Genomic DNA, 23,404 nt, shown 5'->3' on the forward strand with positions numbered 1-23,404 from the left:
TCATCTTCAGGAAACTTGACCTGGGCTCGCTATTGACCCGGAGCGACTGGATTTGCACCGGCTGCCGGTGCCGCACCAGTCGCCTCCATGGGCTAATGCGCTGCGGATAAGACAAGCTTGACGCCGATGCCCTGCTTTGCAGAACACGATCGCGCCCTCATCAGCGGCGCACCAGGAACGGAATTAGTCCCACAGGAAATCGGGGCCAGTCATCTGGTATGTGAGTTTCAGCGTTCCGTCAGGCTGTACGACGTAGCGTTCGAATACACGATATCCAAATTCGCCCAGGAAGGAATTCTTAACCACGGTTCCAGGTTTATAGCGGGAGTGGACAACCTTGCCCCCGTAGGTGAGGCTGCCGGGAAGCGGTCGCATGCCAGCAGGCGAGCTTGTCGTCGGCTGCGCAGCACAGCCCGCGAGGCTGACTATGATCGCTGCGATCCCGCCAGATAAGCGTATGTCTTTCAGCATCGGTTGCTCCCTTTCTCATTTACACCGGCAATTGCCGTAAAACATATGACTCACTTGTGGCGATCGCGTCCTAGTTCGTATCTGCGTGCTGTCGTGCCGTCGTCGTCAGGCTGACGGCGCATAGCTTTTTGCCGTGGCGAAAGGCACGGCTTGTCGATCGTCGATCTTCTTCTTCGCTCTCGTCCGGCACGAACAAGAAGCACGAGGATGAGTTCCCGTTACGATGCTTCGACTGGTGCTCCGCATGCTTCACCTCAAGTGCGGCTAGTCGCGGTATGCTCCGCCGCTGGCAGCGAATCGCGTCCACACAGCGGGTGAGGGCAGATCAACAAGTGGACCGCCCGTTCTTCGAAACGAATATCCCCAGCGGCCAGTGCAAACTTCGCTGAGGCGGGGACTAGACGCCTCTGAACTGATTATCTCCCAGGACCAATGTCTCCAATTGGAAGACAGCGTTCCTTCGTGGCGTCCGGTGCTCCGCTTCACCACCGCGTCCGATGAGCTCGCGTTTCGTGCCTGAGCATCGGTGTCCATCCCGGATCTGACAAGCTGTTCGACCTTGTCGCTCTTTGAATCCGGCTGGCCAGCACTGTACGGAGCCGTACAGCATCCTTTCGACGCAGGACGAGTTTCCTTCTCATTGTCGGCCGCGAGCGACCATGCAAATGCTCCGCCCGAAAAGCCGAAGCTGGATCGGTTGTCTAAAGCAGGGATGTGCGGATCGCGTCATCCAGGCGTCTTGGCTGGCAACGGACAAGCGCGCAAGACGAAGCAAAGATGCAAGCGGAGGATTATGAGCGGACCCTCGGGAACACCAGCCGCTCGTCCTATTGACCCTCTTGCCGGCATGGATTTCAGGAGAGTGACATGACGGACAATGACCCTTACGGATCAACAAAGAGGTCAACCGAATATGAAGCTCAAGGAAAGCGTGGGGGGCGAGCCGGGACAGCCCGCTCGCTCTGGGCAGTCGCAATCGCGGCCATTTTTGTGGGAGCCGTGTTTGCTTGGGTTGCGTTGCTGCAAGGTCAGCTAACCGACCCTGCTCCTGCAGGACCTTCTCAATCGAGGATCCCGTTGGAGGGAGGAGGCGCTCAGAACTGAGGCTGGGAACCACATTGGACGAACCACGATCCCTCAAACCTGGTTCGTTTCTGTGCGCAGTCGGCGTGCGGTATCGGCCCCCGCCCGTCCCGTGTCGTCGGCCGCAGCAGGTTCGCTCTCTGGATCTGCGAGAGTTCCTGCTGGCCCGCCGCGCAGCTTTCGCGTGGCTCTCCCGCAGCCTGCGTACCTCGGCGCGGAGAGCTTCCAGTTCTTCGTCCGGCGATACGCTCGCTGACACACGGTCATGACCTCGTACGCTCGCAAGAGCAAGATCGACAAGGGGAGCTCCATCGTCGCGAACAAGGTTGCCGGGTGGTGCGAACTGGAAGGGTCAGCTTGGGGCGAAACGTTCGTCGATCGTGGTTGAGATGGCCGAGGAACTCTCTTCCGGGCCTTTTCAGGTTTATAGACGGGTATCGCCCGGTGCTTGGTACCGTCCTGCTCCAAGTCAACGACCGCTGGAGCTTTGTCCATACGTGCGGTGAAATCGCAAAATCCATCGCCGCCAAGAAAGCCGGGCGGTCCTCACGGAAACGCGACGGCCCCAAACGAAGACACCCCGCGTAGCTGCCTGGATTGCTGCACTGGCAGAGCGGCGAACCAGCGCATCTTACGGTCGCCATTCCTGATCGTTGCGCCGGTCAAGTTCGCGGTCGAGATAATAGGCTGCACTGATTAGGGCCAGATGCGTGAACGCTTGCGGGAAATTGCCAAGCAGATCTCCGCGAACATCGAATTCCTCCGCGTAGAGTCCGAGATCATTGGCGTAATTGAGGACGGACTCAAACACGCGGCGGGCCTTCTTCAGGTCCCCGGCTCGCGCAAGGCATTCAGCATACCAGAAAGAGCAAGCTGAAAATGCGCCTTCCCTGCCTCTCAACCCATCCGCGTTCTTGTAGCGATAAACCACGCCGTCATCGGCCAAGGTTTTTCCAATGGCATCGAGGGTCGCGAGCCATCGAGGATCCGTTGCGCTGACAAAGCGCACCAGCGGCATCAGCAACAGGGAAGCATCTAGACTATCTCCACCCCTGGTCTGGACAAAATGCCCTTTCTCCTCGTTCCAGAAGTTCGCCCAGATATCCTCGTATATATCGTTGCGGACATCGATCCACTTGCTGAAGGGCGCGGCAAGAGATCGTTTGCTCGCAAGTCGGATTGCACGGTCAACGGCAACCCAGCACATCAGCCGGGAATGGAGAAAGTGCTGCGGCTCGCGCCGCATTTCCCAGATGCCGGCGTCCGCGTCTCGCCAATGTTGGCAGACGTAGTCGATCACTTCGCGCACGCCGTTCCAGCCATCGTGCGAGATAGCGTGGCCGTATTTGTTGCTCAGGTAGATCGCATCCATTAGCTCGCCATATATATCGAGCTGGAACTGTTCTGCTGCCCCGTTGCCGATCCGCACGGGACGTGACCCTCCATAACCGGACAGGCTATCCAGGCTGATCTCGTCAGGCACCTGGCTGCCATCGACGGCATACATGATGTCGAGTTTGCCACCGGCGCCACATTTCATGGCGCGCTTGCCGATCCAGGAATTAAAGGCTTCAGCCTCCTGCCTGTAGCCGAGGCGCATTAAGGCATAGACGGTGAAGGAAGCATCGCGGATCCAGGTTGCGCGGTAGTCCCAGTTTCGAGTGCCGCCGGGCGCTTCCGGCAAGCCGAACGTTCCCGCAGCGACGATAGAGCCATGACGCCGCGACGTCATCAATTTCAGCGACAGGGCGGATCTGATGACCATTTCCCGCCAGCGGCCACGATACGTGGATTTCGCGGCCCAATCCTGCCAGAAGGCGATGGTCGCATTTTCGAAATCATCGATCTCCGGGATCGCGATTTGCCCGTCATCGATGCTCGAAAGAATGAAATCGGCCGTTTCACCGGCCACGAGCCTACCGCTGGCGCGGACGGCGGTAGCATCGGCCGTGAGCGCCAAGTTCGCGGAGAGGCGGAAGCCTTGAGCTTGCGACGGCCGCCACAACGCAACGGTTTCGTCGACATCGGGCGCCACCGATTCGCGGGCGTAGTCGAAACGCGGTGCGCAGTGCATCGTAAAGAGAACTTCGCCACGTGTCGCCCGAAGCCGGCGCCCAACCGTCGTCGGACTATCGCTGTCGCTGTCCCTTACAGCCATGAAATCGGTCAATTCGGCACTTGCATCCTTGCCCATCCAACGCGTGAGCAAGACGTTTGTATCCGGGAGATATTGCTGCGTCACCCGCGCGTCCTCGATCTCGGGGCAAAGTTCGAAGACACCGCCGCGCTCCGGGTCGAGAAGGCCCGCAAAAATCGTCGGGCTGTCGAAATTCGGCCAGCACATGAAATCGATGGCACCGTCCTTGGCAATCAACGCCATCGTGGCGAGATCGCCGATAACACCGTGATCCGAAATCGGCCTCGGCACAGTGACTTCTCTACGGGATTGCGGCGACAGGCGATCGGATTTCGTTCGCGGGTCCATGAAGTGCTCCATGCAAACCACGAGGAAACGCTTGATAGACCAGATGGGTCCCGGGATCGCGGCTCGATTCCGGGATTAAAAGAACGACCTGACCAAGTAGACAGTCATAGAGTGACAAGAGAGATTGGGCTTGGCTGAAATCGACCCTTATCGGTCAGTGAGTTTCCAACTGTCACCGGACGGGCAGGCAAAGCCGTTGAAGCGCGTTATCCCGTCGAGCGATTGCCGGCTGGTCACAAAACCGCGGCATCCATTCCGGCCGTCGATGCTGGCATCGATCTCTTCAATGACACCCACGCCGCCCGTTGACGGATGGCCCAGGCCAGCGCGGTTGCGCCGACAGGACCACGTCCGACGGTATTTGCAATCACTGCTTGATCGGCACCGGCGCAACCAGCGGCACCCGTGCGAGCGGCGTCTCAAGAGGCTCAACTTGTGAACATGCCGCCGGAGCCGCACCCATGGCCGTGATGAAATGCTTCGGATTCATCTGCTGGATAAATCGTTTCGCCTTCTGCATTGCACGTCACTTTTATTGCGATGGCTTATGAGTAACCGACCACAACAGTCGTCGGCAATCTAGAAGATGACGATGACCTAACCCAATTCCGGTTGAGGTGTCGAATGTCCATGACCCAACACCCACAGCGATACGAGCCCTGAACGAGAAGTAGCCCATGGTTACAAAATGTCGTGTGAAAACGCCTTGCAGCGTGGTTGAGCTGGAGGTGTTTGGTGGGACCGCGCGGCCTCAGCGCGAACAGAGGAATGGGCGAGAACAGGCCCGCCACGCGATCCCGTCATAAAGACTTGTTTACGATCAGTTTGTTCCGCAACGTCGATCAATTTCGCGACATGGTTGTCGATCAGGGCCTGGGGTAAGATGTTTCGCAGCGAAATCGGTGAGGGTGGCCGACGGTTAAACAGGTGCTTGGTCACTACGACCAGTAACGACGCTTGATGGACTTTCGCGCAGAAGTCGGCGTGTGGAAAAGAACTTAACCTTCTTCAGTGTAGCTGTTTATAGGCTCGGCAGGCTGCTGGCGATGTTACCATGGAAGTGCGCCACGCGATGGCCGTTTGCCGGCACTATCCCTTTTCAGTTCATGAATGGTCGCCACAACCGAGGCCACGAACATTGTGGCAATCAGGGCGCTCAAAATTGTCAGCAGAACGAACATCGAGCCTCCTCTCGTTCGAGAAGGTAATGGCTGCTTCACATAATTGTTCCCCTGCGCGTTTTCGCCTCTCGGTTCGCCTTGATGATCGCGGGAGTGGCGAGCAGCTCTAACCTGAAGTTATCATGTCGCACGAAGTGATGAGCGTACGGTAGCGGACAGTTCCCCAAGCCTGGGGAACATCGATGCCCCTCGACCATTGGTGCGGGGAAACACCGCAAAGAGGAAGCAATATGGTCACGATGGTCGGCGAGGAATCCAGTATCGAAGAGCTGGTAACGGATCTAATCTCTCTTGAGCACGACGCGATCGCCGCCTACGAGTCTTGCATCGATCGGCTCGACAACAAGGAGCTCGGCGCACAAATCGCAATATTCAAACAGGACCATCTACAGCACCTTAAGGTGCTTACCGACATGGCCCGCGAATTGGATGTGCAGGCGCCGTCCGGAGGCGATTTGAAGAAGATGCTGACGACAGGCAAGATCGCTATCGCGGAAATTATGGGCGATGCCGCCATCCTTAAGGCGATGAAAACGAACGAGGACGATACCGTCACCGCGTATGAGCGTGCAATCCGGCACGAGGATGCCATCCCGGCCACGAAAGCGTTTTTCATGAGTGCACACCTGGATGAGGAACGTCATCGGGCATGGATGAGCACTACGGCGGACACACTATCCTGACTGCCCCATACCACGCAAGGCACGCTTCACGGCATGAAAGATACCCTTGGAGCTCAAGTGCTCGCGGTTCCCACGATGTCGGCAGCCCTCGAAATTGCGGAGTACGAGTTTGACCTGGATGGGGCGCTGCTCGACGTCAATCTCTCGAGGGAGATATTTTATCCTGTTGCAGCCTTCCTCTCGATGCGGCAGATCCCCTTCGCCTTCGTGACTGGCTATGACGAAATGTCCCGTCCACCCTTCTATCGCGACGCCAAGGTTTTCACAAAACCAACTGATTGGGCCGCAGCCGCAAGGCACGTTACGGGCCGAGTGCCAGTCGCCGCGGCGGCATACGGAACCTGACATTGGCGCTGGAGCACCGCCCATGCGAGGAAACCGGGCATCTGAGCAGCCCCCTGGCAGCCAGAAGATCGCCGTCCCTCCACACCGTTTCTGCCCGCGATAACAAACAAAACTGATAATGCGCTGCGTGAGCCGGATTGGCGGGTCGATTGTGGCTCTAATGCTCACGGCAGCGTGTAGGCGATATGCTTAGTGCCGACCGAACCGTGGCCGCCCGCAACCATGACGACTATTGCTTGTTGTCATCCGTCCTATAGGTCGTCGGCGCCCCCTGACCGCCGGCCGGCAGCCGGGCTTCCGACAGTTGTCGGCCGTTCGTCACGTCATAGGCGCGCAGGTAGTTGTCGACGGCGGCGCCCCCAGGAAGGCGCCGCCGCCGCCCTTGGTCATCATTGGCCCGCGGATACCGGGCACGGCCCACCTTGAAGGGCAGGGGCAGCGGCGTCATGTCGTGCACCGTGCCGTTCTTGTGCATATAGGCGATGCCGCCGGTGCGGAGATCTACGCCGGCGACATAACCCCAAGGCGGCGCCTGGCAGGGAATCTGCAGCGGCCAAACATCCTGGGGACGACGGGAACAAAACAGGAATATTGGCTGGTGCCGAATGGCGAATGGCGATAGGAAGGTAGACCAACACATGAGGCTCGGCTCTTGGTCTATCGGTTCCTTCATACTGCTGACATTCATCTCGACTCCCCGCTTCGGACGCTGGCCTTACGAAACCTCGAGCTTTCCAAGTTGATCGGACTTGCGACCCGACGGTCGTTCGTCCGGATCGTGGACCTTTGTCTCGAGGAGCGGGTGGACGCACTCCTTGTCGCAGGTGACCTTTATGACGGCGAGCAGACGTCCATGAAGACGGCAAGGTTCCTCGCCGAACAGCTCGCCCGCCTTCATCAAGCAGGCATCGGGACTTTCATCATCCGCGGCAACCACGATGCGCTGTCGAAAATCACTGCCGAGCTGGTGATGCCTGATACGGTTAAGGTTTTCGGCGCCGCGGCGGAGACAACCCTCGTCGATCGTGACGCTTGCCATTTTCCCGTGGCCATCCATGGGCTCAGCTTCGCCAAGCCGCATGCACCCGAGAGCCTGCTGCGAAACTTTCCGCCTCCGTTTCCGGACGCCGTTAATATCGGTCTACTGCATACCAGCCTCGGCGGGTCGCCCGGGCACGATTTATATGCTCCATGCAGCGTTGCCGATCTTCAGCAGAGCGGATTTCGCTATTGGGCACTCGGCCACATTCACAGGCGATCGGCCGTCCCTGGCGGCGCCTCGACGATCATCATGCCCGGCATACCTCAGGGGCGCGACATCAACGAGGATGGCCGCAAATCCGTGTCGCTGGTCACGATCAGGGATGACCGCTCGATCATCGTCGAGGAGCGCCACACGGCTGTTGCGCAGTTCGAGAGACTTGTAATCGATATATCGCAGGCCGCTGATTGGAAGGACGTCGTCCTCGAGGTCAACAGCAAACTTGAGAGCCTTTCTTCAACGGTGTCAGCCGACCATCTCGTGGCGCGCGTTGAATTGATTGGAACCAATGACCTTGCGTGGAGACTGCGACGCGATACGGACCTGTTGCGGACGGAATTGGAATTGCGCGCAGCGTCGGCGGGCAACATCTGGATCGAGAAGGTGGTCGCTTCGCCCACGATACCGGGTCATAGCCGCGACCGCCAGTCCGGTGCGCTCCACGAGCTGGCATCGATTATCGACGAGGAGATCCTCGGTTCCACCGATTATGTCGGCGAACTGTGCTCCATCCTCGATGAACTGAGAGGGCAGCTTCCGGCCGAGCTTCGAGACACATTCGGCAGAGACGAAGCATCATTCGAGGCCCTGGCGTCTCAATTGGCCAGGAACGGCGCCTCGCAGGTTCTGGCGCGCCTACGCAGTGGCGAGGGAGAATAGCGTGCGCATCAATCGCCTTGATCTCACGCGCTATGGGAGATTCACCGACGCCATCCTCGATTTTGGGCCGCGCCCGGTCGGATCGGCTGACCTGCACATCATCTACGGACCGAACGAAGCAGGTAAGTCGACCACGCTCGATGCCATCCTCGATCTGATCTTCGGGATCGGCAACACGTCCAGATATGGCTTTCTGCATCCCTATAATACCATGCGTTTAGGCGCCAACGTCCAGGTTGCTGGCCAGGCGCGGGAGTTCGTGCGCATCAAACGGGCCCAGAACAGCCTGCTCGCCGGCGACGAGCGCAGCCTGGCTGACGCCGAAATCAGAGCCGATCTCGGAGGCATTGACCGCGATGCGTTCTCGACGATGTTCTCGCTGGACGACACCACGCTCGAGAAAGGTGGCGAGAACATCCTTGCAAGCAGAGGCGATCTCGGGGAACTGCTCTTTTCGGCCAGTGCCGGGCTTTCGGATCTCAGTCGACACCTTGTCGCGATCCGCGCGGATGCGGACGGTTTCTATAAATTCCGCGGACGCTCCGGCCTGCTGGGTGACCTTAAGGCCCGCTTGACGGAATTGAAGCAGAAACGCGAGGAGCTCGACCTCCAGGTCACGGAATATCGCAAGCGGTTGACGGAACTGAACCGCCTTGACGCGCTCTACGATCGAGCCCTGACGGAAAGGGCAAATACCAAGCGGCAGGCGGATGAGATCAATCGTGTCCTGAGCGCGCTCCCAACGATGAAAAGGCTCACAGCGTTGCGGGACCAGTTCGACGCCCTGGAGATCGTGTGCGAACCGCCCTCATCCTGGAGTTCGGAGCTTGTCGAAATTCGAAAGGGCGATATTGCCGTCCGCGTAAGGTTGGACGAGGTCGGCCGTTCGATTCAAGAGGTCGAAAAGGAGATAACGCAGACCGTAGATGACCGGGTCGCTCTTGGTCTTTCTGCGCGTGTCGCCGACCTTACGAAAATCCTGGAACCGCGATATCTGACAGCTTTGGTCGATATCCCCAAGCTCAGCGGCCGGATTGCAGAACTCTCCGTCAAAGCACTTCTTCTGCAGCTCGGAAAAGGCGATGAAATAACGCCGGCGAGATTGGTGCTGGATGCTGTCACCATCGGCAAGTTCAGGGCGTTGATAACCGAGCGGTCAGGCATCGACGCCCGCCTGTCATCTGCGTCGCAGGAGCTCAAACGAGCCCAGCGGGCACTTGAGGATGAGGGCGAGAGCGTCAGCCCGTTCGAAGAATTCGAGTCTCCCGGACGGATCAATGCGTTTAAGCTGCTCGCCGCGACAGTCAGGGCCCTGCCGCGATCGGACGACGCTCTTGCTCACCGGTCGTTGATGCGACGCTGCGAAAGCATGGATGTGGTCCTATCGCAGAACCTGGCACAGCTTGCGCCCTGGCGCGGAACCGCCGGCGAACTCGCGATGATGGCGATGCCATCGCCCGCAAAGCTGGACGACTGGAAAAGCCGATACAACGAAGGCCGAGATCGGGTGAAGGCGGCGCAAGCCGATCTCGGGCGGCTGGAGCCGGAAGTCCGGCGCATGGATGTTGAGATCGATCTCTTGCGCGCCAGAGCGGGCGAGATTGACGAGGCATCGGTCGCTGCAAGCCGGGCGGCGCGCGAGACGGCATGGATGTCACATCGCAAGACAATGGACGCGACCTCGGCCGCCGCTTTCGAGACGGCGATGAGGGCCGACGACCAACTCGTGACGCAGCGGCTTATCCACTTCGCTGAGGCAAGCAAACTGGCGCAATTGAAGCTCACGCGGGCATCTGTGGCATCGGATATCGAAATTGCGCGCGAGCGCCTTCATGCAGCCGAGCGTTGCCTCGCCGAAGTCAGAAGTGAGATGTCGGGAGCCTTGGCAGCGATTTCTTTTGGTGCCTCGCTCGATCCCGCGGAGCTTGAAGAATGGATCCGGAGGAGGGCAATTGCCCTTCGAACGCGCGAAGATCGATTGGCGATCGGGCAGGAAATTGCCGACATTCGCGATAGGGTAGAGCAATCGAAGAAACAGCTGCTCGCCGCCATGCAAGGAGCAGGCGTGGCGGGCAATGTCGATGCGGATCTGGCAACGCTTTTCTCCGCCGCAGAGCAAGAGCTGGACCTCTTCAACCTGGCCATGGATCATAGCGATCGCTTACGGCGTCTGACCGAAGAGATCACCGAGCGCACGAGCGCCAGGGACGACGCGATGAAAACCGCTCGTGAGTGGGACGCAAGCTGGCGCGAGCTTTGCGATGGTTGCTGGATCGGAGAAGAGCAGCAGGTCCCTGATGTCGGCGCCGTCAATGGGATCCTACAGGTTCTTGAAAAGCTCGCAACCGCTGTCGAAGCCAGGGACGGGTTGGTGGATCGCGTTCAGAAGATGGAAAAGGACCGCATGTCGTTCGAGGCAGCGGTCTTCGAACTGTGTGACAGGCTCAAGGTGGAGCACTCCGGTTCTCCAACCGAACTGGCGCGGATAATCGCCGAACGGGTCAAAGTGGCAGAGCGGAGCCAGGAGCAACGGCACAAGCTCGCGAAAGATCTCGAAAGGAAACGCGAGAGTGAACGAGCGCTTGTTGTTGAGAGAGACATTTTCGATGCCCGCATGAATGAGATGACGACATTTTTCGGGTGTGTGAACGCCGACGAGGTCGAGGCCCACATCAGTCTGTTCTCGAAGCGGCAGGCACTGCAGAGCTCGATTGTCGAACTGGAGCAAGGCCTGGTCGAGATCAGCAGGGCGAAAGGCATCGCCGAGGTCGAGCAGCAGCTCGCGCTGGCCGATCGAGAGGCATTGGAAGAACAACTCGAAGCCTTGACGCCCGCCCTGGAGGATCAGGACAAGACCTGTCGCGACTTATTTCATGAGCGAGCTACAGCGCAAAAGGCGATCGACGCGATCGGTGGGGATTCTGTGGTTGCGGAAATCGAGGAGCAGCGGCGAACGCTCCTGGTCGAAATCGAGGAACGTGCGGGGCGCTACCTGGAGCTTCGGGCAGGTGTTACGGCAGCCGAGCAGGCGCTAAAGCTATACAGGGATAGGCATCGCAGTGGAATGATGACGAAAGCCTCGGAGGCTTTCAGAACCATCAGTCGTGGAGCCTATACAGGCGTCGCTGCGCAGCCAAGCAGGGATGGCGAAGTACTGATCGCAATATCGGCGCACGGAGGGTCGAAGTCGGCCGATGAACTTTCGAAAGGGGCGCGTTTCCAGCTCTACCTCGCACTGCGCGTCGCCGGATATTTCGAGTTCGTCGCCAACCGGCCCCCGATTCCTTTCATTGCAGACGACATCATGGAAACATTCGACGATTTCCGGGCTGAGGAAGCCTTCCGACTGTTTGCGCAGATGGCGGAGCACGGGCAGGTAATCTATTTGACCCACCATCGTCATCTGACCGAGATCGCCCAAAAGGTCTGTCCAGGAGTCCTCCTTCACGACCTGGAAACAATCCAGTCGTCATTGCCTGTCAAGGCGATGGCGGCGGAGTAGGAATGCCACAGATTAACGTCAGCTTGCATTCTCCAAACTGAAGGCGCCTGCGCTGGATCGCCCCCTTTCGCTCTCGATATGTTCGAGGTGCGAGCTGGATGACTAGATCGAAGCACTCAGCTAACGTTACTCAAACGAAGGTTTCTGGGTTCCCCGATGTCATTGTCAGAGAAATTGATCGTCGTTCCATTCAAGCGCAACCGGCAGGATTGGTCCTGGGAAAAATGCGAGAGGCTTCCACCGGCATGTCCGCTGAGAAGATTGCATTACCGATGTCTGCAGGTCGATCGGGGTCGGTGCCTAATCCATCACGGTGGACGGCGAGACCGGTGAAACGAGTTCGCCACGCCTGCTTGCGAGCTTCGGCAAAGTGGGCGACTTGAGGCGGGATGGACCGAATGAGCGACGATCACCGCAGCATTGTCACGGGAAGGCTGACACAAAGAGGATTTGGCAACGGTGTGCGTTGTGTAAGGTCAACGGTGAACGATAACCTGTGTCCCCGGCTGCACCATCTCGTAGAGCTCCTCTACGTCTTGGCGATACATCCGAAAGCAACCGCTCGACGCGTTGGTCCCAATGGACGAGGGGTCGTTTGTTCCGTGGATGCGTAGAAGCCCATCGGCAAGATATATCGCGCGCGTGCCAAGAGGATTGTTCGGGCCAGGTTTGACGACGGCAGGCAGCTTTGGGTTCTTCTGACGCATGCTCGTAGTCGGTCGCCACTCCGGATGTTCTTTCTTCGAGACGACCCGGGTCATTCCGTACCATTGTTTGCCTTCACGACCCACGGCGATCGGATAGACGTACCGCTCTCCCCACGGTGTGGTGTAATAGAGAGCGTGTTGACCTGTAACGATCACGATCGATCCTGTCGATCTGGTGATGGGCGCCCGGTTTGGCGCCGGGTTTGGGTAGCGGGGACGTGGCTCGTATATCGGCGGCGGTAGGTACGGGCTGTACGGCTCGTCGTATCCGTAGCCGCCATAGTCATCATATCCGTCGTAAGGCGCATACACCTGAGCGTCAGACTGAACGGCGCTCAGCAAGAGAGTGGCGACCAGAATAGCAAGAAGCCTCATAATCCTCATCCGCTTGTTAAACAAGCGCTATTAGGACGAGCTCTGTGGCGGGACTATGTCAGCGCCTTGCCACCTCCTGGACTGTTGCCGGGCGAAAGGATTGAACTCGAATCGGTCGGCACGCGAGCATGCCTACGCCTGTCTCAGCGAAAACGGCGAGGCGCGCGGAGGCTCTGGCAGAGAGAGCGGTCCGGCGCGGCAGGCCCATTTGGGTGCATTCGTTCCTCGGATTTCACCGCGACCTTAGTACAAAAAGCCGATAGGATGTTTGACCGACGCTATGTCGACACTCACCGCCCTGGTCAGCCAGATTGGCGCTGACATTTACGGATGTCTGTGCTCATGGTCGGGTGAGGAGATGCGGGTCGTCGAGCATGATCGCGTCCGGGTCTGCAATGGCGATTTGCTTCAATCCCTCCGCATCGACCAGGCCGACAGGGTAGCGCGGATACTCCGGCAAGGGCACATCACGCGGCTGCCCCACCATGACCGCAAGCCGCATGCCAGCGCCTCTGAACGAAGCCGCACGTCCCGGAGACAGTTCGCCCTGCCACAGACGAAACCAATTGGCGCCCGCCTGCGCGGCGCTTTGGTGCAGCTCCGGATCGCTTGCAAGCGCGAGTATCGCAATGTCGGCTGCGGTGTCTCGGGCTGCTTTGACAAGAGCGATGTCACGAAGTCCAAGGAGAGTGCGCCCAGCCGCGTCAGCGCGAGAGATTTCCGCGAGGATTGAAGGCAGATACGTCCTGTCCATCAGCTTCACATCAAGCAGCAATCCGAGTGGCGCGGAAGAAGCTATCGCCTCCGCCAATGTCATGATCGCCGGAACGAGGGATTTCAACGTGCGGAAATCGATCTCGGCCACGCTTCGTCGATCGCCACAGAGCCGCTGCAGGTCAGCGTCGTGAAAGTTCACGAGGATCCCGTCTCGGGTAATGCGTACGTCGGTTTCGATCGCATCTGCATTTGCCTTTTCGGCGGCGCGAAAAGCTGCCCTGCTGTTTTCCTGCGCCAGCAGGGCGCCGCCCCGATGCGCGATCACAAGCGGCTTCTTGAAGACGCCGAGCCAACGATTGACTGCCACTACAAAACTACCCTTGCCAAAATCTCGTGGCCTCTGTCACGTCCCGACGAACCACGCGTGGCTGTTATTGCCGATAAAGACCGCGGTGTTAAGATGATTGAGGTGCTCGTCTGTTGACATGCCCAACGCACCCGCCGTGAACGCGATATTCGGTTCGTGTGTTTCCTTCAATATCGTGAATGGTCGTGGCCGCGCCGATGAGGGAAAGCCGGGTATTGCGCATGTGTTAACCACGCCGGCCTCGGTAAGTTGGTCTTTCAGACGGCTGGCTTGGGGAGAAATTACCGTTTGTTTCAGGGCATCGAGATCATTCGTCCGCTATCGTACTGCCCAGGTCCAAGGCTTGTGGTATGAGGTCGGACCTTCCATATAACGCTTGCCACCCAACATCGCGCAAACCTCCGCAGCGGCATCCGCCGGTCTCTGCGTTGACGGTCTGCGCGGGGTGAGAGGGCCGCTCCCTTCCTCGAGGTCGAGCGCCCTCGGAAGATTTCGAGACGCTCGAGGTCGAACCGGCAACGATGGTGGTGTCTTGTTCTGACGCCATCTTATGCCGCGCAGGTGCGAGCAGGTGAACTCCTTTTTTCCTTTTCTTTCGGGCTATCGCTCTAGAGGCGGTCTATATGCGTCGCTCTGACGACGATCTCCTGTTGGCGGAAGCGAAGTTCCAAATCCTGGCGGTAAGAATGCCACCACGCGTGATCGATGTCGCTGGTCATGACCTCAACCACAACGATATGGTCGCGTTCAAGGTAGCCATCATTCTCCCAGATGCCTTCTGCTGGGGCGTTAACATGGAGCGTCGCTCCACCAAACCTTTCGGTAAGTTCGTCGCGCACCGTCTGAAGATTTGTGCGGCTTCGACGCGAGCGTATGATGGGCAGCAGGATCTCGATCAGATAAGGCATGGTCCCCCCAACCACGACGCAAGCCCGTGGTTCCCGACCGCTGGCACCTGAAACCCCAAGGACGAGCCAACGCTGGCGCGGGCAAATGTCATCTGGGCCGGCGAGGAAAGAGCAGGGTGTCGCTTTTTTGCCTTGGCGCCGAACGCTTGAGCAGGCGGTGAGCAGCCGACAGTTGTCCGCATCGACAACATGTCCCTGATGGAGTTGATGTTACGCCGAGGATCAACGGCTTTGTTGAAGAACCGGCTATCCGCGGTGATCTCGCCCAGCCTTACGCCTCGATCGCAGACACAGGTTCGGAACAGCCGCGACGATCGGTTGACCGGTATCGAGACAGCCAGGACCTGATCGCAAGGTTGCGTCAGAGGCTCCAACGGGTGTCCTGTAACTCTCTCAGCAAATTAACGTTGTTTTAACTATGTGACATACGCCGCTCGTATCCTCGTGTATAAAGTTGCTTTCAATACATGGGTGAAGGCATGGCAGCGAATAAATATTCGGCCTTTGCGCCGGTCGGACTGAAGTTCCGCGACGAGCGACCCTTCGTTGTCCTTCGCACACTGGCCGATGTGGCGCGAATTCTCATGCAGGACTGGCCCCTGGACGACGGCGAGGACTATGTTGTCGCCATCAAAGCCTGCGCCGACGCTCTTACCGGCGCAACGAGCCCGGAGGAGCTGACACAGGCGCTGCTTCTCGCGGCCAAGGAAGCCGATATCTCCGCGTTCGCCCTGGTCCACGACAGAAATCTGGAAGAAGCCTTTTCGGGCGACCGTCTAAGCGTGCAGGGCTAATAAGCCCTTTGGGCTATCGCCGCTTTATAACGTTGTTGACACTTGCCCGGACGTGGAACAAATAGGAAACATTCGAGATGACAGAAGGAGGCCGCGATACTCGACAAGATTCAACAGCGCGCCAAAAGAAAGACCGCGTTCGACGCATGGTGGGAGCTTCAACCCCTCAAGCTTCGCCAAAACAATGATGTAGATTTCGCGCGGCGCTGCTTTCGCGCCGGACATCAGGTTGGCGCCCGCCCGCCAAAAACGAAATACACGTTCAAGACCGGCAAATTTCTGGTCTCAGTCTGGGCCCCGACCATAAGGGAAGCGCGCAAGGCGGCTCAGATCGAACTGAATTTTCGCGTCGCCGCGGGCGGAGGAATACCGCCAAGGGCTGGCTGGAAGCTCATCACGGTGAAGGCCGGCGATGCCTGAGATTCATCCGCTCAAAAGGCTACGGTCTTGGACGGTAAGAGCAGCGGCCGCCCAGGGACAAATCATTGTCGTCACCTGCGACTTCTGCCGGGTCACTCACAATTACCTACCAGGTGATCTTGAGACGCTGTGTGGAAACCTGTCCCTCGACCGGCTGCTCGGCAGGTTCAAATGCGAAGGCTGCGGCAAGAAGATATATCTGCGAATGACCCTTCACATCCCGCATGGGAGCGAATTCGGCTCCATGAAGATCCGGCGCCTGACGGGCGTGCGCACGCTCATTGTCCCGGTATGGTCGGAAGACATCCTGCGTTAGCGCATGCCTTTGGAACCAACGTCCGCGCAAACTGCTGAATCCGATTTTGGCGTGATCGCGCTCAAACGATCGCCGGTCGAGCTCTCCGATCGAACCGCACTAATCCACGGCTCTCAGGGAGGCCAGGAACACTGACTGCCATCATGTAGGCGAACTATCTGCCAGCCGCCGCGTCGCCTCAGTACTTTCAGTGAAAAAGACCTTGGCGAGCCGACTTCTCCACCAGCGCCTCGGCGGTTCCGATCAAACGACCAGCCCTCCCTAAAACAAGCGCACCTTGATCGCCGAACCCGATCTCTTGCGATATCGCTTCGATGGTGCGCGCCACGTCGCCAAGCTTCTCCGCCAGCTCTGACAGCTCGGCGCGTTGGGCCTGGCGTGCGAGGCGATGAAGACATTCGGCATATCTGGAGGCCACCATCATACGTGCGCCTATCTGGCAGGCGCCTTCGGAACTGGCTGTCAGCCTACCTTTCTGCCTTGTGGTCATCACGGCCTCCATGCATGTTTGCGGCTGACATCAGCCGCGCCGTCCTGGCCCCACATATGGTCGTCTACAGCCATCAGCGCGTCGAGGATATCCTGGCAGCGGATAGGCTCTCTGACGCCCGGGGGCAGCCGAAGGTCGGGCCGCGAATCCACCGCGAAGAGATCTGACGCCCAGGACGCCAGAATGGCTCGCTTCTCGCTCTTATCAAGAGCTGTGGCGAGCACGTCACGCGGGTGGTCGTAGCGCTGCTGCGTGTTGAGACGGCGCGCAGACACCGCCTCGCATGTTGATGCTTTTCGAGATCTGTTCCTTTCGATTGGCATGTTTTTGCCTCCTAAAAACCTTCAGCAAGGGAGTGAAAATCTCCAGGTGCAAATGAGATTGTTGCACCAATTTCGCCGTTCAAGGGGGGCAAGCCAGCCAGCAGAAAATTTTTCGGCTAGGGGTCTTGAATCAGAAAATCGGGCAAACCAGATCAATTTGCGTCGGCCGCCTGATGAGGGGTCGACAGGGCGGAGCCGACGGAATCGGCTCCTTCATTCCAACTCGCTTTACGGAGGTTTTGGTCATGAGAAACGAATTCGACTTCGCACCCTTGTTCCGGTCCAGCATCGGCTTTGATCGGGTCTTCAATCTTCTGGCAAACTCCCAGCGTTTGCAGTCCATCGAAACCTGGCCGCCTTACGATATCGTCAAGAGCGGTGAGGACAGCTATCGCATTCAGATGGCGGTCGCGGGCTTCGGAACGGAAGATCTCGATATCATGCAGGAGCGTAATGTCCTGGTCGTGAAAGCCCAGAAGGCGGAGGAAGCCGGTCAAGGCGAATATCTTCATCGCGGCATCGCAGGACGTTCCTTCGATCGTCGCTTCGAACTTGCCGATCATGTGCGCGTGGAAAGCGCTGGCCTCAAGAACGGCCTGCTTACCATCGAGCTGAAGCGGGAGGTTCCAGAAGCTATGAAGCCGCGAAAGATCGCGATCGGAGGCGGCGGAGACACGCAGGCGCCCCTCCAGATCGAGGGTGAAAAGAACGCAGCATGATGTTGAAGGGGCGCCAAGGCGCCCCTTCTTCCCGAGGCTCCTCAAATGTTTGTGTGCACTTCAGTGTAAGTCCCAGTGCGTTGCAATTGCCGTGCGAGTGCGTAAATCGAGCACGATTTCGGCCCTGGCGCGCGGGCCTAAAGCGAAATGTTGCGATGGATCGATCAACATCTTAAACCTTAGCTTGGCTGGACCATGCTCGTGGAGGATGTTGACACGGGGCAATGATCTCAACCTGGCGCTGCGCAACGCAAGTATTACTGGCGTGTTCTAGTGTTCCGAAAGCCATTAGGTTTATCAACGCAGCGAGCCGACCGATGATATTGTCGACCTGGGTTTGCGCAGCCATTCGTGAAAAAAAAGGCCTGCCGGGGTGGTGGCAGGCCAAGTTCTCTGATTGCGGGAACGGATCCCGCACGTGTTTGATCATGATTCTAGGCAGGCGCGGCGCTTGGTGCGCTATCGTACCGGCCTAGGCCGGCGCGGAATGGTCGTTTTCAAGAGCTTGGCGCACGCACCGCATCTGTCCACACCGAGCTTGCGCTGCGTGACAGATGGAACGTAATGACAATCTTGGAAATCCGCCGGTCCTTCCGGCGGGTTTCAGAAGAACAGCGGGTTAGTCAAGGAGCTGCTCTTCAGCAGAACGTTAAGGGCGTTTAGCAGTGGGAGATCTAAGGGACAGGCGGCGTTTTCCAGCAGCTCCGGAGGAAAATTCAGCCTAGGTAACGGCCAACAGTTCCAAATTCTCGCCCGCTCGATCGGCTAGCCCGGGCGTCAACCAGCACCAGCGACGGACAGTGGCCTGGCTCCGCTCGCGTCTATACGAAACTCGCGGACCGTTGGCGAGTGCGGAACCAGGACTGCTTGTCGAGCTTTCTGTTCCCAAGAAAGGAGAGGCACAATGGCTAATCCCTCGCAACCACTGGAATCCATGCGCGCGCATCCCGGTGCCCGTCGTCACAATAAGGAATTCCGGTACGACCTCGGCGAGAAGGGCTTTTGCGCCAATTCCACTGGCGAGCGCCGTCAGTCCCGTTCTCATCCAAGCTGCATATGTTCGCTCCGCAGCGTAGACCGTACGATCTGCCGCAAGCACGGTACGCCTGTCTGGACCTTGGGTGTCTTTTTCGCTCATGGCTCCGGCGGAGCCTCTATCCAAGGGCTACTTGCGACGCGGTTCGCGTTACGTCGCCCGGTCGGTGGCGGGCTGTTCGCGACGCGGCAGCCAGGAAATGATCGAGATCGACGCGATCGGCGCCGAAGCGGACGATATAACGGAGAGCCTGCTCCGGGCTTATCTGATACTTCTCAGCAAGCTCCTCGGTCGTGTATTCACCTTCATTCATAGCGCTTCTCCTTCGTTGAGAAAATTCCTCCCGGTTGAATGGGTTCCCTTAAACAGCCTTCCCAGCATGTGTCGTGAGCAAGCCTGTGGGCAGAGCCTCCCGTAGAGGGAACACAAAGGCGCCCTGTTTGTTTCGAAGCGACAGCCACCATCGGAATTCTCACGCATGACAATCAACGCAAAGCCCGCGCAGTTCCCGTCCCGGAAGCTGCCGGTAATCACGGCCTGGCTTCTCATTGGCTGCTCTCTTCCGGCCTGTGCAGCCGAAGGCCAGTCTTCAGGTCCCTCAGACGCTCTCTTTCTTGTCCAGATCGTCGTCCTGGTCGTCGTCGGTAGATTGTTCGGCGAGGCAATGGTGCGCATCGGTCAGCCTTCGATCATGGGACAGATCATCGGCGGCATCCTGCTCGGTCCTTCGGTATTCGGCTTTCTGCTCCCCAGCGCCCAGTCGGCAATCTTTCCTGACATCGACACGCTAAAGGCCATGACCGATGCGGTGGCACAGCTCGGCATTTTGTTTCTACTCCTGCTCGCCGGCATGGAGACCGACCTTTCGCTGGCGCTCCGGCTTCGCCGTGCTGCAGCCGGCGTTTCGCTGACCGGCATCGTCGTGCCGTTCACGCTTGGCTTCGGCCTCGGCGAATTCCTGCCCGCAAGTTTGTTGCCCGACCCGGACGCAAGACTTGTCACATCGCTTTTCCTGGGTACGGCGCTATCGATCTCCTCGGTCAAGATCGTCGCGACCGTCGTTCGAGAAATGGACTTCATGCGCCGCAATGTCGGTCAGCTGATTGTCGCCTCCGCCATCATTGACGACACAATCGGATGGGTGATTATCGCCGTGACCTTCAGCCTTGCGAAAGAAGGGGCCGTCGATTTCGCCACCTTGGCCAAGGGCGTCATCGGCACTATCCTTTTCATGGCCTTCTCCTTCACGATTGGTCGACGCCTGGTCTTCGAGATTATCCGCTGGACCAATGACAGGTTCAAAAGTGATCTTCCTGTCTTGAGCGCGATTATTGCAATCATGGGGGCAATGGCGATCGTCACCGACGCCATCGGGGTCCACACGGTGCTCGGCGCTTTCGTCGCGGGCATTCTGGTCGGCCAGTCGCCCATTCTGACCCGTCAGATCGAGGGGCAGCTCAGGGCGCTGACAACGGCTCTCTTCATGCCGGTCTTTTTTGGCCTCACTGGCCTCCACACCGATCTGAGTGTTCTTACCGATCCCTCGATAATGGTTCTGGCGGTCGGGCTGATTGTGATCGCCAGCCTAGGAAAATTTGGAGGCGCCTTTGCCGGGGCCAAATTCGGAGGCTTTTCCACTGCCGAGGCTGTCGCGCTGGGATGCGGCATGAATGCTCGCGGTTCCACCGAAGTCATCGTCGCGTCGATCGGACTTTCCGTCGGCGTGCTCGACGAGCGGCTTTTTTCCGTGATCGTCGCGATGGCAGTGGTAACGACGATGGCCATGCCGCCAACGCTGCGCTGGGCGCTCGCGCGCCTTCCGATGCGCGAGGAAGAAAAGGAGCGCCTCGAACTCGAAGCGTTCGAAGAGCGGAGCTTTGTATCGCAATTCGAGCGGATCCTGCTTGTAACCGACCACTCCGCAAGCAGCGATCTGGCGGCACGCATATCCGGGCATTTCGCGGCCCTGCGCAAAATGCCGGTGACGGTTCTCGACATCGGGGAGGAGGACGAGACTGCGGCCGATTTACAGGAACGGGAAAGAACAGACGCACCGCGTGCGCACCAGATCAGCGAGCGCGTGAAGGAAACCGCCGAGATGGCTGTCGAGACGCAGGAAAAGGGTGCAGAACTGGGTCAGGACAACCCAATCCATGTCTCTGTCCGCGACAGGGACGGCAAGCTGGCAGACGTTCTCGCCGAAAGTGCCGACAAGGGACATGACATCATGTTTGTCGGCATCCAGCCAACGAGCGGCGAAAGCGCCCACTATAGTGAAAAACTGTCGGCGATGATTGATGCCTTCAGCGGTACGACGGCGATCGTCACGTCCCGCGGCATGATCGCAAGAGAGGATCGAAACTTGCGCATACTCGTGCCGATCAGCGGCACCGAACGCTCCTTGAGGGCTGCGGAATTCGCGCTCGTCATCGCAAAGGCCACCGGCGCCGCGACGACTGCGGTTTATTTCCGCGACCCGAAGGAGGCCGTCTCGCCCTCCCGTGTCAGTGACACCGGCAATGCCCACAGAGCCGCTTTCGAACAACTGGACCGGATTGCATCCTTCTATGAGGTCGAGGTAGAGAAGGTTGCACCTCAGGCTTCCGTACCGGAACTCGCCATTCTCAGGCACGCCCGCAGCGGACGTTTCGATCTCATCATTCTCGGCGTGAGCCGTCGCGCAGGCAAGGAGCTTTCTTACGGAACTGTTGCTGATACACTGGCCGGAACCGCCGACCGCTCATTCGTCTTTGTCGAAACATAAGTCCTCGGGTTGGGCGAATCGGTTCACCCTTGGCTTGCCGGCAGGAGCATCAGCGAGCGCGCCAGGAAAGCAATCGGCCGCAACTCAGGCGTGTGCATCTTTCCCTCGGCCGCGAGATCAAAGGTGCCCGACACAGCGAGATTCAGAGGATCATCGCGGTCGCTAGGACTGGTGCTGACTCGCGCGGCAGGACCAGGTTCGAGCGACAACGATGAAACTGTCGGCGAGAAACCTGCCGAAATATCTTTTGGCTAGTCATTCGCGGCGATCTGTGCGGGGAGCCTGGCTTTGGGAGCCGGTCCAGTGGAGGTGCAAGCTCCAACTAACCGCGGCGAAGCAAGGGGCGTGTGGTGGAAAGTTTGGTGATCGCACTCCCCGTGCGGGGAACATAGTCTAAGACGTGCAGGCCCGGTGGCCCGACAACTCGGCGTTTTTTATGTGACGCATCGCGTCATCGCGATTGAGCGCGCCCAGGAACCTGCAGGCGTGTCGACGGGCGGCCAGCGACGACCAATATCACCGCAAGGGGCGGCGAGAAGAGCTCGGGCCGTCCGCCAATCGGGAGCCAAATCTGAGTTCATGTCTGCCGCCTTCCGTCACGACGAGAACAGGCGTGCCGGACAGGCTAATTTCCTTCACCATGGCGTCCGCTTCCAGCCGACCAATGAGCGAGGCCGAAAGACGCTTGTCGCCGACGATCCAGCCCTTACCGACGCGCCGCTGTCGGCGATATCTCGCAATCGCCCTAAGAGCGTCAAGTTTCGCTCTAGACAATGTCTTCGGTAGCTTATTGTGCATGGACCGTCCATTTCTGCTGACAGTCAGTTGTAAGTTGGTGATCGGGGATCGGTTCCACCAGAGGCAACACGTGAGCCATAAATTTGTCGCGCCCGGCAATAATGGTTGGTCTTGGCGACGCAGAGTATTCCGTCTGCCCCCTCTTTTCGGCCCGATCTTCCGGGATGCGCCCCCCAGGTCGACCGACCCAGGCTCGCGAGATGCAGTTTGCCTACATCACAGCAGGTGAGCCTCGGGGCCATAATTCTGCTCGTCGCGACCTCTGAACGGAGCGTCCAGGTGCGGACCGTTTAAGCAACAATGACTGCCCTGGATCATTGAAATCCCGTCGGCGCGGACCATTTTCCTCGTCAACGCGCGCCATCAGCTTAAAGCGCTGGTGACCCGCGCGAGCCTTGGCCGGATCCTCAAATGTTTTGGATTACAATATTATCAGCAGTCGCGGGCGCCTGGGCCTGCAGAAAGCACGTCACCCGGCTATTCACCAGTCCGCATGCCTGGGCAAAGGCGGACCTGAAGCGGCGGGCCAGGAAAGCTGGCGCCCGCACCGAGACCCTTCCCGAGGCGGCTTGGGACGAGCTGACCAGTCGGCTTATCGTGATCTCCCGAAGCGGGGCTTCGGAGCCGATGAGCCTTTTTGACTTTGGCTGGCGGGGCACGCTGCTAGAGCTATGCGCGGGCGCGGCGAGTGAGCTTGAGGAGGTTCTGCGGACGCAGGAAGGGCGGTCCAAGAGCGATCCCGTTTTCCAGATACTTCTGCGCCACAATGTGTTCAACCGGAAAAGTGTGGTTCTTGAACTCGAGCCTTATCGGACCGCGCTGCAGGGCAAGAGGCGGGCGAACCACCGATAGCGTGTAAGTGTTTGCTGCTGCCTGAAATTGATGTTCAGCCACGCGCAGGCCCTATTGCGCGTTCAACTGCCGTCCCTAGCAAACGCTGAAGTCGCGTACCCGAAAATGATCGGATCGGAAAAGGGAGCAGCCGACGAAATATCGGCC

General features: G+C 58.7%; 20 protein-coding genes and 1 pseudogene. 7 read left to right on the top strand and 14 right to left on the bottom strand.

Annotated features, from left to right (window positions below):
• Positions 1-183: 183 nt before the first annotated feature.
• The 4 genes from FHT93_RS19180 to FHT93_RS35565 form a co-directional block, all read right to left on the bottom strand.
• The gene (locus tag FHT93_RS19180) at positions 184-471 is read right to left on the bottom strand and encodes a hypothetical protein (RefSeq protein ID WP_210299349.1); all 288 of its coding nucleotides are present in this window, start codon (positions 469-471) and stop codon (positions 184-186) included.
• A 1,714-nt stretch (positions 472-2,185) separates the two neighbouring features.
• Complete coding sequence (locus tag FHT93_RS19185; RefSeq protein WP_113210895.1) at positions 2,186-4,039, bottom strand: glycoside hydrolase family 15 protein; 1,854 nt, start codon at positions 4,037-4,039, stop codon at positions 2,186-2,188.
• Between the two features lie 147 nt (positions 4,040-4,186).
• Entirely contained in the window at positions 4,187-4,336 is a 150-nt protein-coding gene (locus tag FHT93_RS36020) for an RT0821/Lpp0805 family surface protein (protein WP_348649782.1), read from the bottom strand.
• Positions 4,337-4,406: 70 nt separating this feature from the next.
• Positions 4,407-4,559, bottom strand: a complete 153-nt coding sequence (locus tag FHT93_RS35565; RefSeq protein WP_246781648.1) for a hypothetical protein — start codon at positions 4,557-4,559, stop codon at positions 4,407-4,409.
• Positions 4,560-5,450: 891 nt separating this feature from the next.
• On the opposite strand from FHT93_RS35565, the gene FHT93_RS19195 reads away from it, so the two are divergent.
• Complete coding sequence (locus FHT93_RS19195) at positions 5,451-5,903, top strand: ferritin-like domain-containing protein (RefSeq protein WP_112543219.1); 453 nt, start codon at positions 5,451-5,453, stop codon at positions 5,901-5,903.
• Between the two features lie 57 nt (positions 5,904-5,960).
• On the top strand, positions 5,961-6,248 hold the full coding sequence (locus FHT93_RS19200; protein ID WP_162730003.1) for a response regulator: 288 nt from the start codon (positions 5,961-5,963) through the stop codon (positions 6,246-6,248).
• A 164-nt stretch (positions 6,249-6,412) separates the two neighbouring features.
• On the opposite strand, the pseudogene FHT93_RS19205 reads toward FHT93_RS19200, so the two are convergent.
• Positions 6,413-6,798 (bottom strand): annotated as a pseudogene (locus FHT93_RS19205) (membrane-bound PQQ-dependent dehydrogenase, glucose/quinate/shikimate family); the annotation flags it as partial.
• Positions 6,799-6,900: 102 nt separating this feature from the next.
• On the opposite strand from FHT93_RS19205, the gene FHT93_RS19210 reads away from it, so the two are divergent.
• Both FHT93_RS19210 and FHT93_RS19215 read left to right on the top strand, forming a co-directional pair.
• Positions 6,901-8,169, top strand: coding sequence for a DNA repair exonuclease (locus tag FHT93_RS19210; RefSeq protein WP_112543221.1), 1,269 nt, complete (start codon positions 6,901-6,903; stop codon positions 8,167-8,169).
• 1 nt (position 8,170) lies between these two features.
• Entirely contained in the window at positions 8,171-11,671 is a 3,501-nt protein-coding gene (locus FHT93_RS19215) for an AAA family ATPase (protein WP_112543222.1), read from the top strand.
• Positions 11,672-12,147: 476 nt separating this feature from the next.
• Here the strand turns inward: FHT93_RS19215 and FHT93_RS19220 are convergent, their stop codons facing one another.
• The 3 genes from FHT93_RS19220 to FHT93_RS19230 form a co-directional block, all read right to left on the bottom strand.
• Entirely contained in the window at positions 12,148-12,753 is a 606-nt protein-coding gene (locus FHT93_RS19220; RefSeq protein WP_112543223.1) for a L,D-transpeptidase, read from the bottom strand.
• Between the two features lie 340 nt (positions 12,754-13,093).
• The gene (locus FHT93_RS19225; protein ID WP_183848959.1) at positions 13,094-13,837 is read right to left on the bottom strand and encodes a glycerophosphodiester phosphodiesterase family protein; all 744 of its coding nucleotides are present in this window, start codon (positions 13,835-13,837) and stop codon (positions 13,094-13,096) included.
• Positions 13,838-14,445: 608 nt separating this feature from the next.
• Positions 14,446-14,745: a hypothetical protein gene (locus FHT93_RS19230; RefSeq protein WP_112543225.1), complete on the bottom strand. Its 300-nt coding sequence runs from the start codon at positions 14,743-14,745 to the stop codon at positions 14,446-14,448.
• Positions 14,746-15,224: 479 nt separating this feature from the next.
• On the opposite strand from FHT93_RS19230, the gene FHT93_RS19235 reads away from it, so the two are divergent.
• The gene (locus tag FHT93_RS19235) at positions 15,225-15,539 is read left to right on the top strand and encodes a DUF982 domain-containing protein (protein ID WP_112543226.1); all 315 of its coding nucleotides are present in this window, start codon (positions 15,225-15,227) and stop codon (positions 15,537-15,539) included.
• A 923-nt stretch (positions 15,540-16,462) separates the two neighbouring features.
• Here FHT93_RS19235 and FHT93_RS19245 read toward each other — a convergent pair.
• Together FHT93_RS19245 and FHT93_RS19250 are read right to left on the bottom strand one after the other, a co-directional pair.
• On the bottom strand, positions 16,463-16,765 hold the full coding sequence (locus tag FHT93_RS19245; protein ID WP_112543360.1) for a hypothetical protein: 303 nt from the start codon (positions 16,763-16,765) through the stop codon (positions 16,463-16,465).
• Entirely contained in the window at positions 16,765-17,040 is a 276-nt protein-coding gene (locus FHT93_RS19250) for a hypothetical protein (RefSeq protein WP_312866615.1), read from the bottom strand. Before FHT93_RS19250 ends, FHT93_RS19245 begins: the two co-directional genes overlap by 1 nt.
• 293 nt (positions 17,041-17,333) lie before the next feature.
• Here FHT93_RS19250 and FHT93_RS19255 point away from each other — a divergent pair, with 293 nt between their 5' ends.
• Positions 17,334-17,807 (top strand): Hsp20 family protein, encoded by a 474-nt coding sequence (locus FHT93_RS19255; RefSeq protein WP_112543228.1) that lies wholly within the window; start codon positions 17,334-17,336, stop codon positions 17,805-17,807.
• A 721-nt stretch (positions 17,808-18,528) separates the two neighbouring features.
• Here the strand turns inward: FHT93_RS19255 and FHT93_RS19260 are convergent.
• Entirely contained in the window at positions 18,529-18,945 is a 417-nt protein-coding gene (locus FHT93_RS19260) for a DUF202 domain-containing protein (protein WP_112543229.1), read from the bottom strand.
• A 16-nt stretch (positions 18,946-18,961) separates the two neighbouring features.
• Positions 18,962-19,156 (bottom strand): hypothetical protein, encoded by a 195-nt coding sequence (locus FHT93_RS19265; protein WP_112543230.1) that lies wholly within the window; start codon positions 19,154-19,156, stop codon positions 18,962-18,964.
• Between the two features lie 165 nt (positions 19,157-19,321).
• Here FHT93_RS19265 and FHT93_RS19270 point away from each other — a divergent pair, with 165 nt between their 5' ends.
• Positions 19,322-21,607, top strand: a complete 2,286-nt coding sequence (locus tag FHT93_RS19270) for a cation:proton antiporter (RefSeq protein WP_112543231.1) — start codon at positions 19,322-19,324, stop codon at positions 21,605-21,607.
• Between the two features lie 516 nt (positions 21,608-22,123).
• Here the strand turns inward: FHT93_RS19270 and FHT93_RS19275 are convergent.
• Both FHT93_RS19275 and FHT93_RS19280 read right to left on the bottom strand, forming a co-directional pair.
• Positions 22,124-22,405 carry a hypothetical protein gene (locus FHT93_RS19275; protein WP_183848961.1) on the bottom strand — a complete coding sequence of 94 codons (282 nt, stop codon included), beginning with the start codon at positions 22,403-22,405 and terminating at the stop codon, positions 22,124-22,126.
• A gap of 669 nt (positions 22,406-23,074) precedes the next feature.
• Positions 23,075-23,299, bottom strand: a complete 225-nt coding sequence (locus tag FHT93_RS19280) for a hypothetical protein (protein ID WP_162710040.1) — start codon at positions 23,297-23,299, stop codon at positions 23,075-23,077.
• Positions 23,300-23,404 lie beyond the last annotated feature (105 nt).

The sequence above is a fragment of the Rhizobium sp. BK379 genome, assembly GCF_014193955.1.
Lineage (GTDB): Bacteria > Pseudomonadota > Alphaproteobacteria > Rhizobiales > Rhizobiaceae > Rhizobium.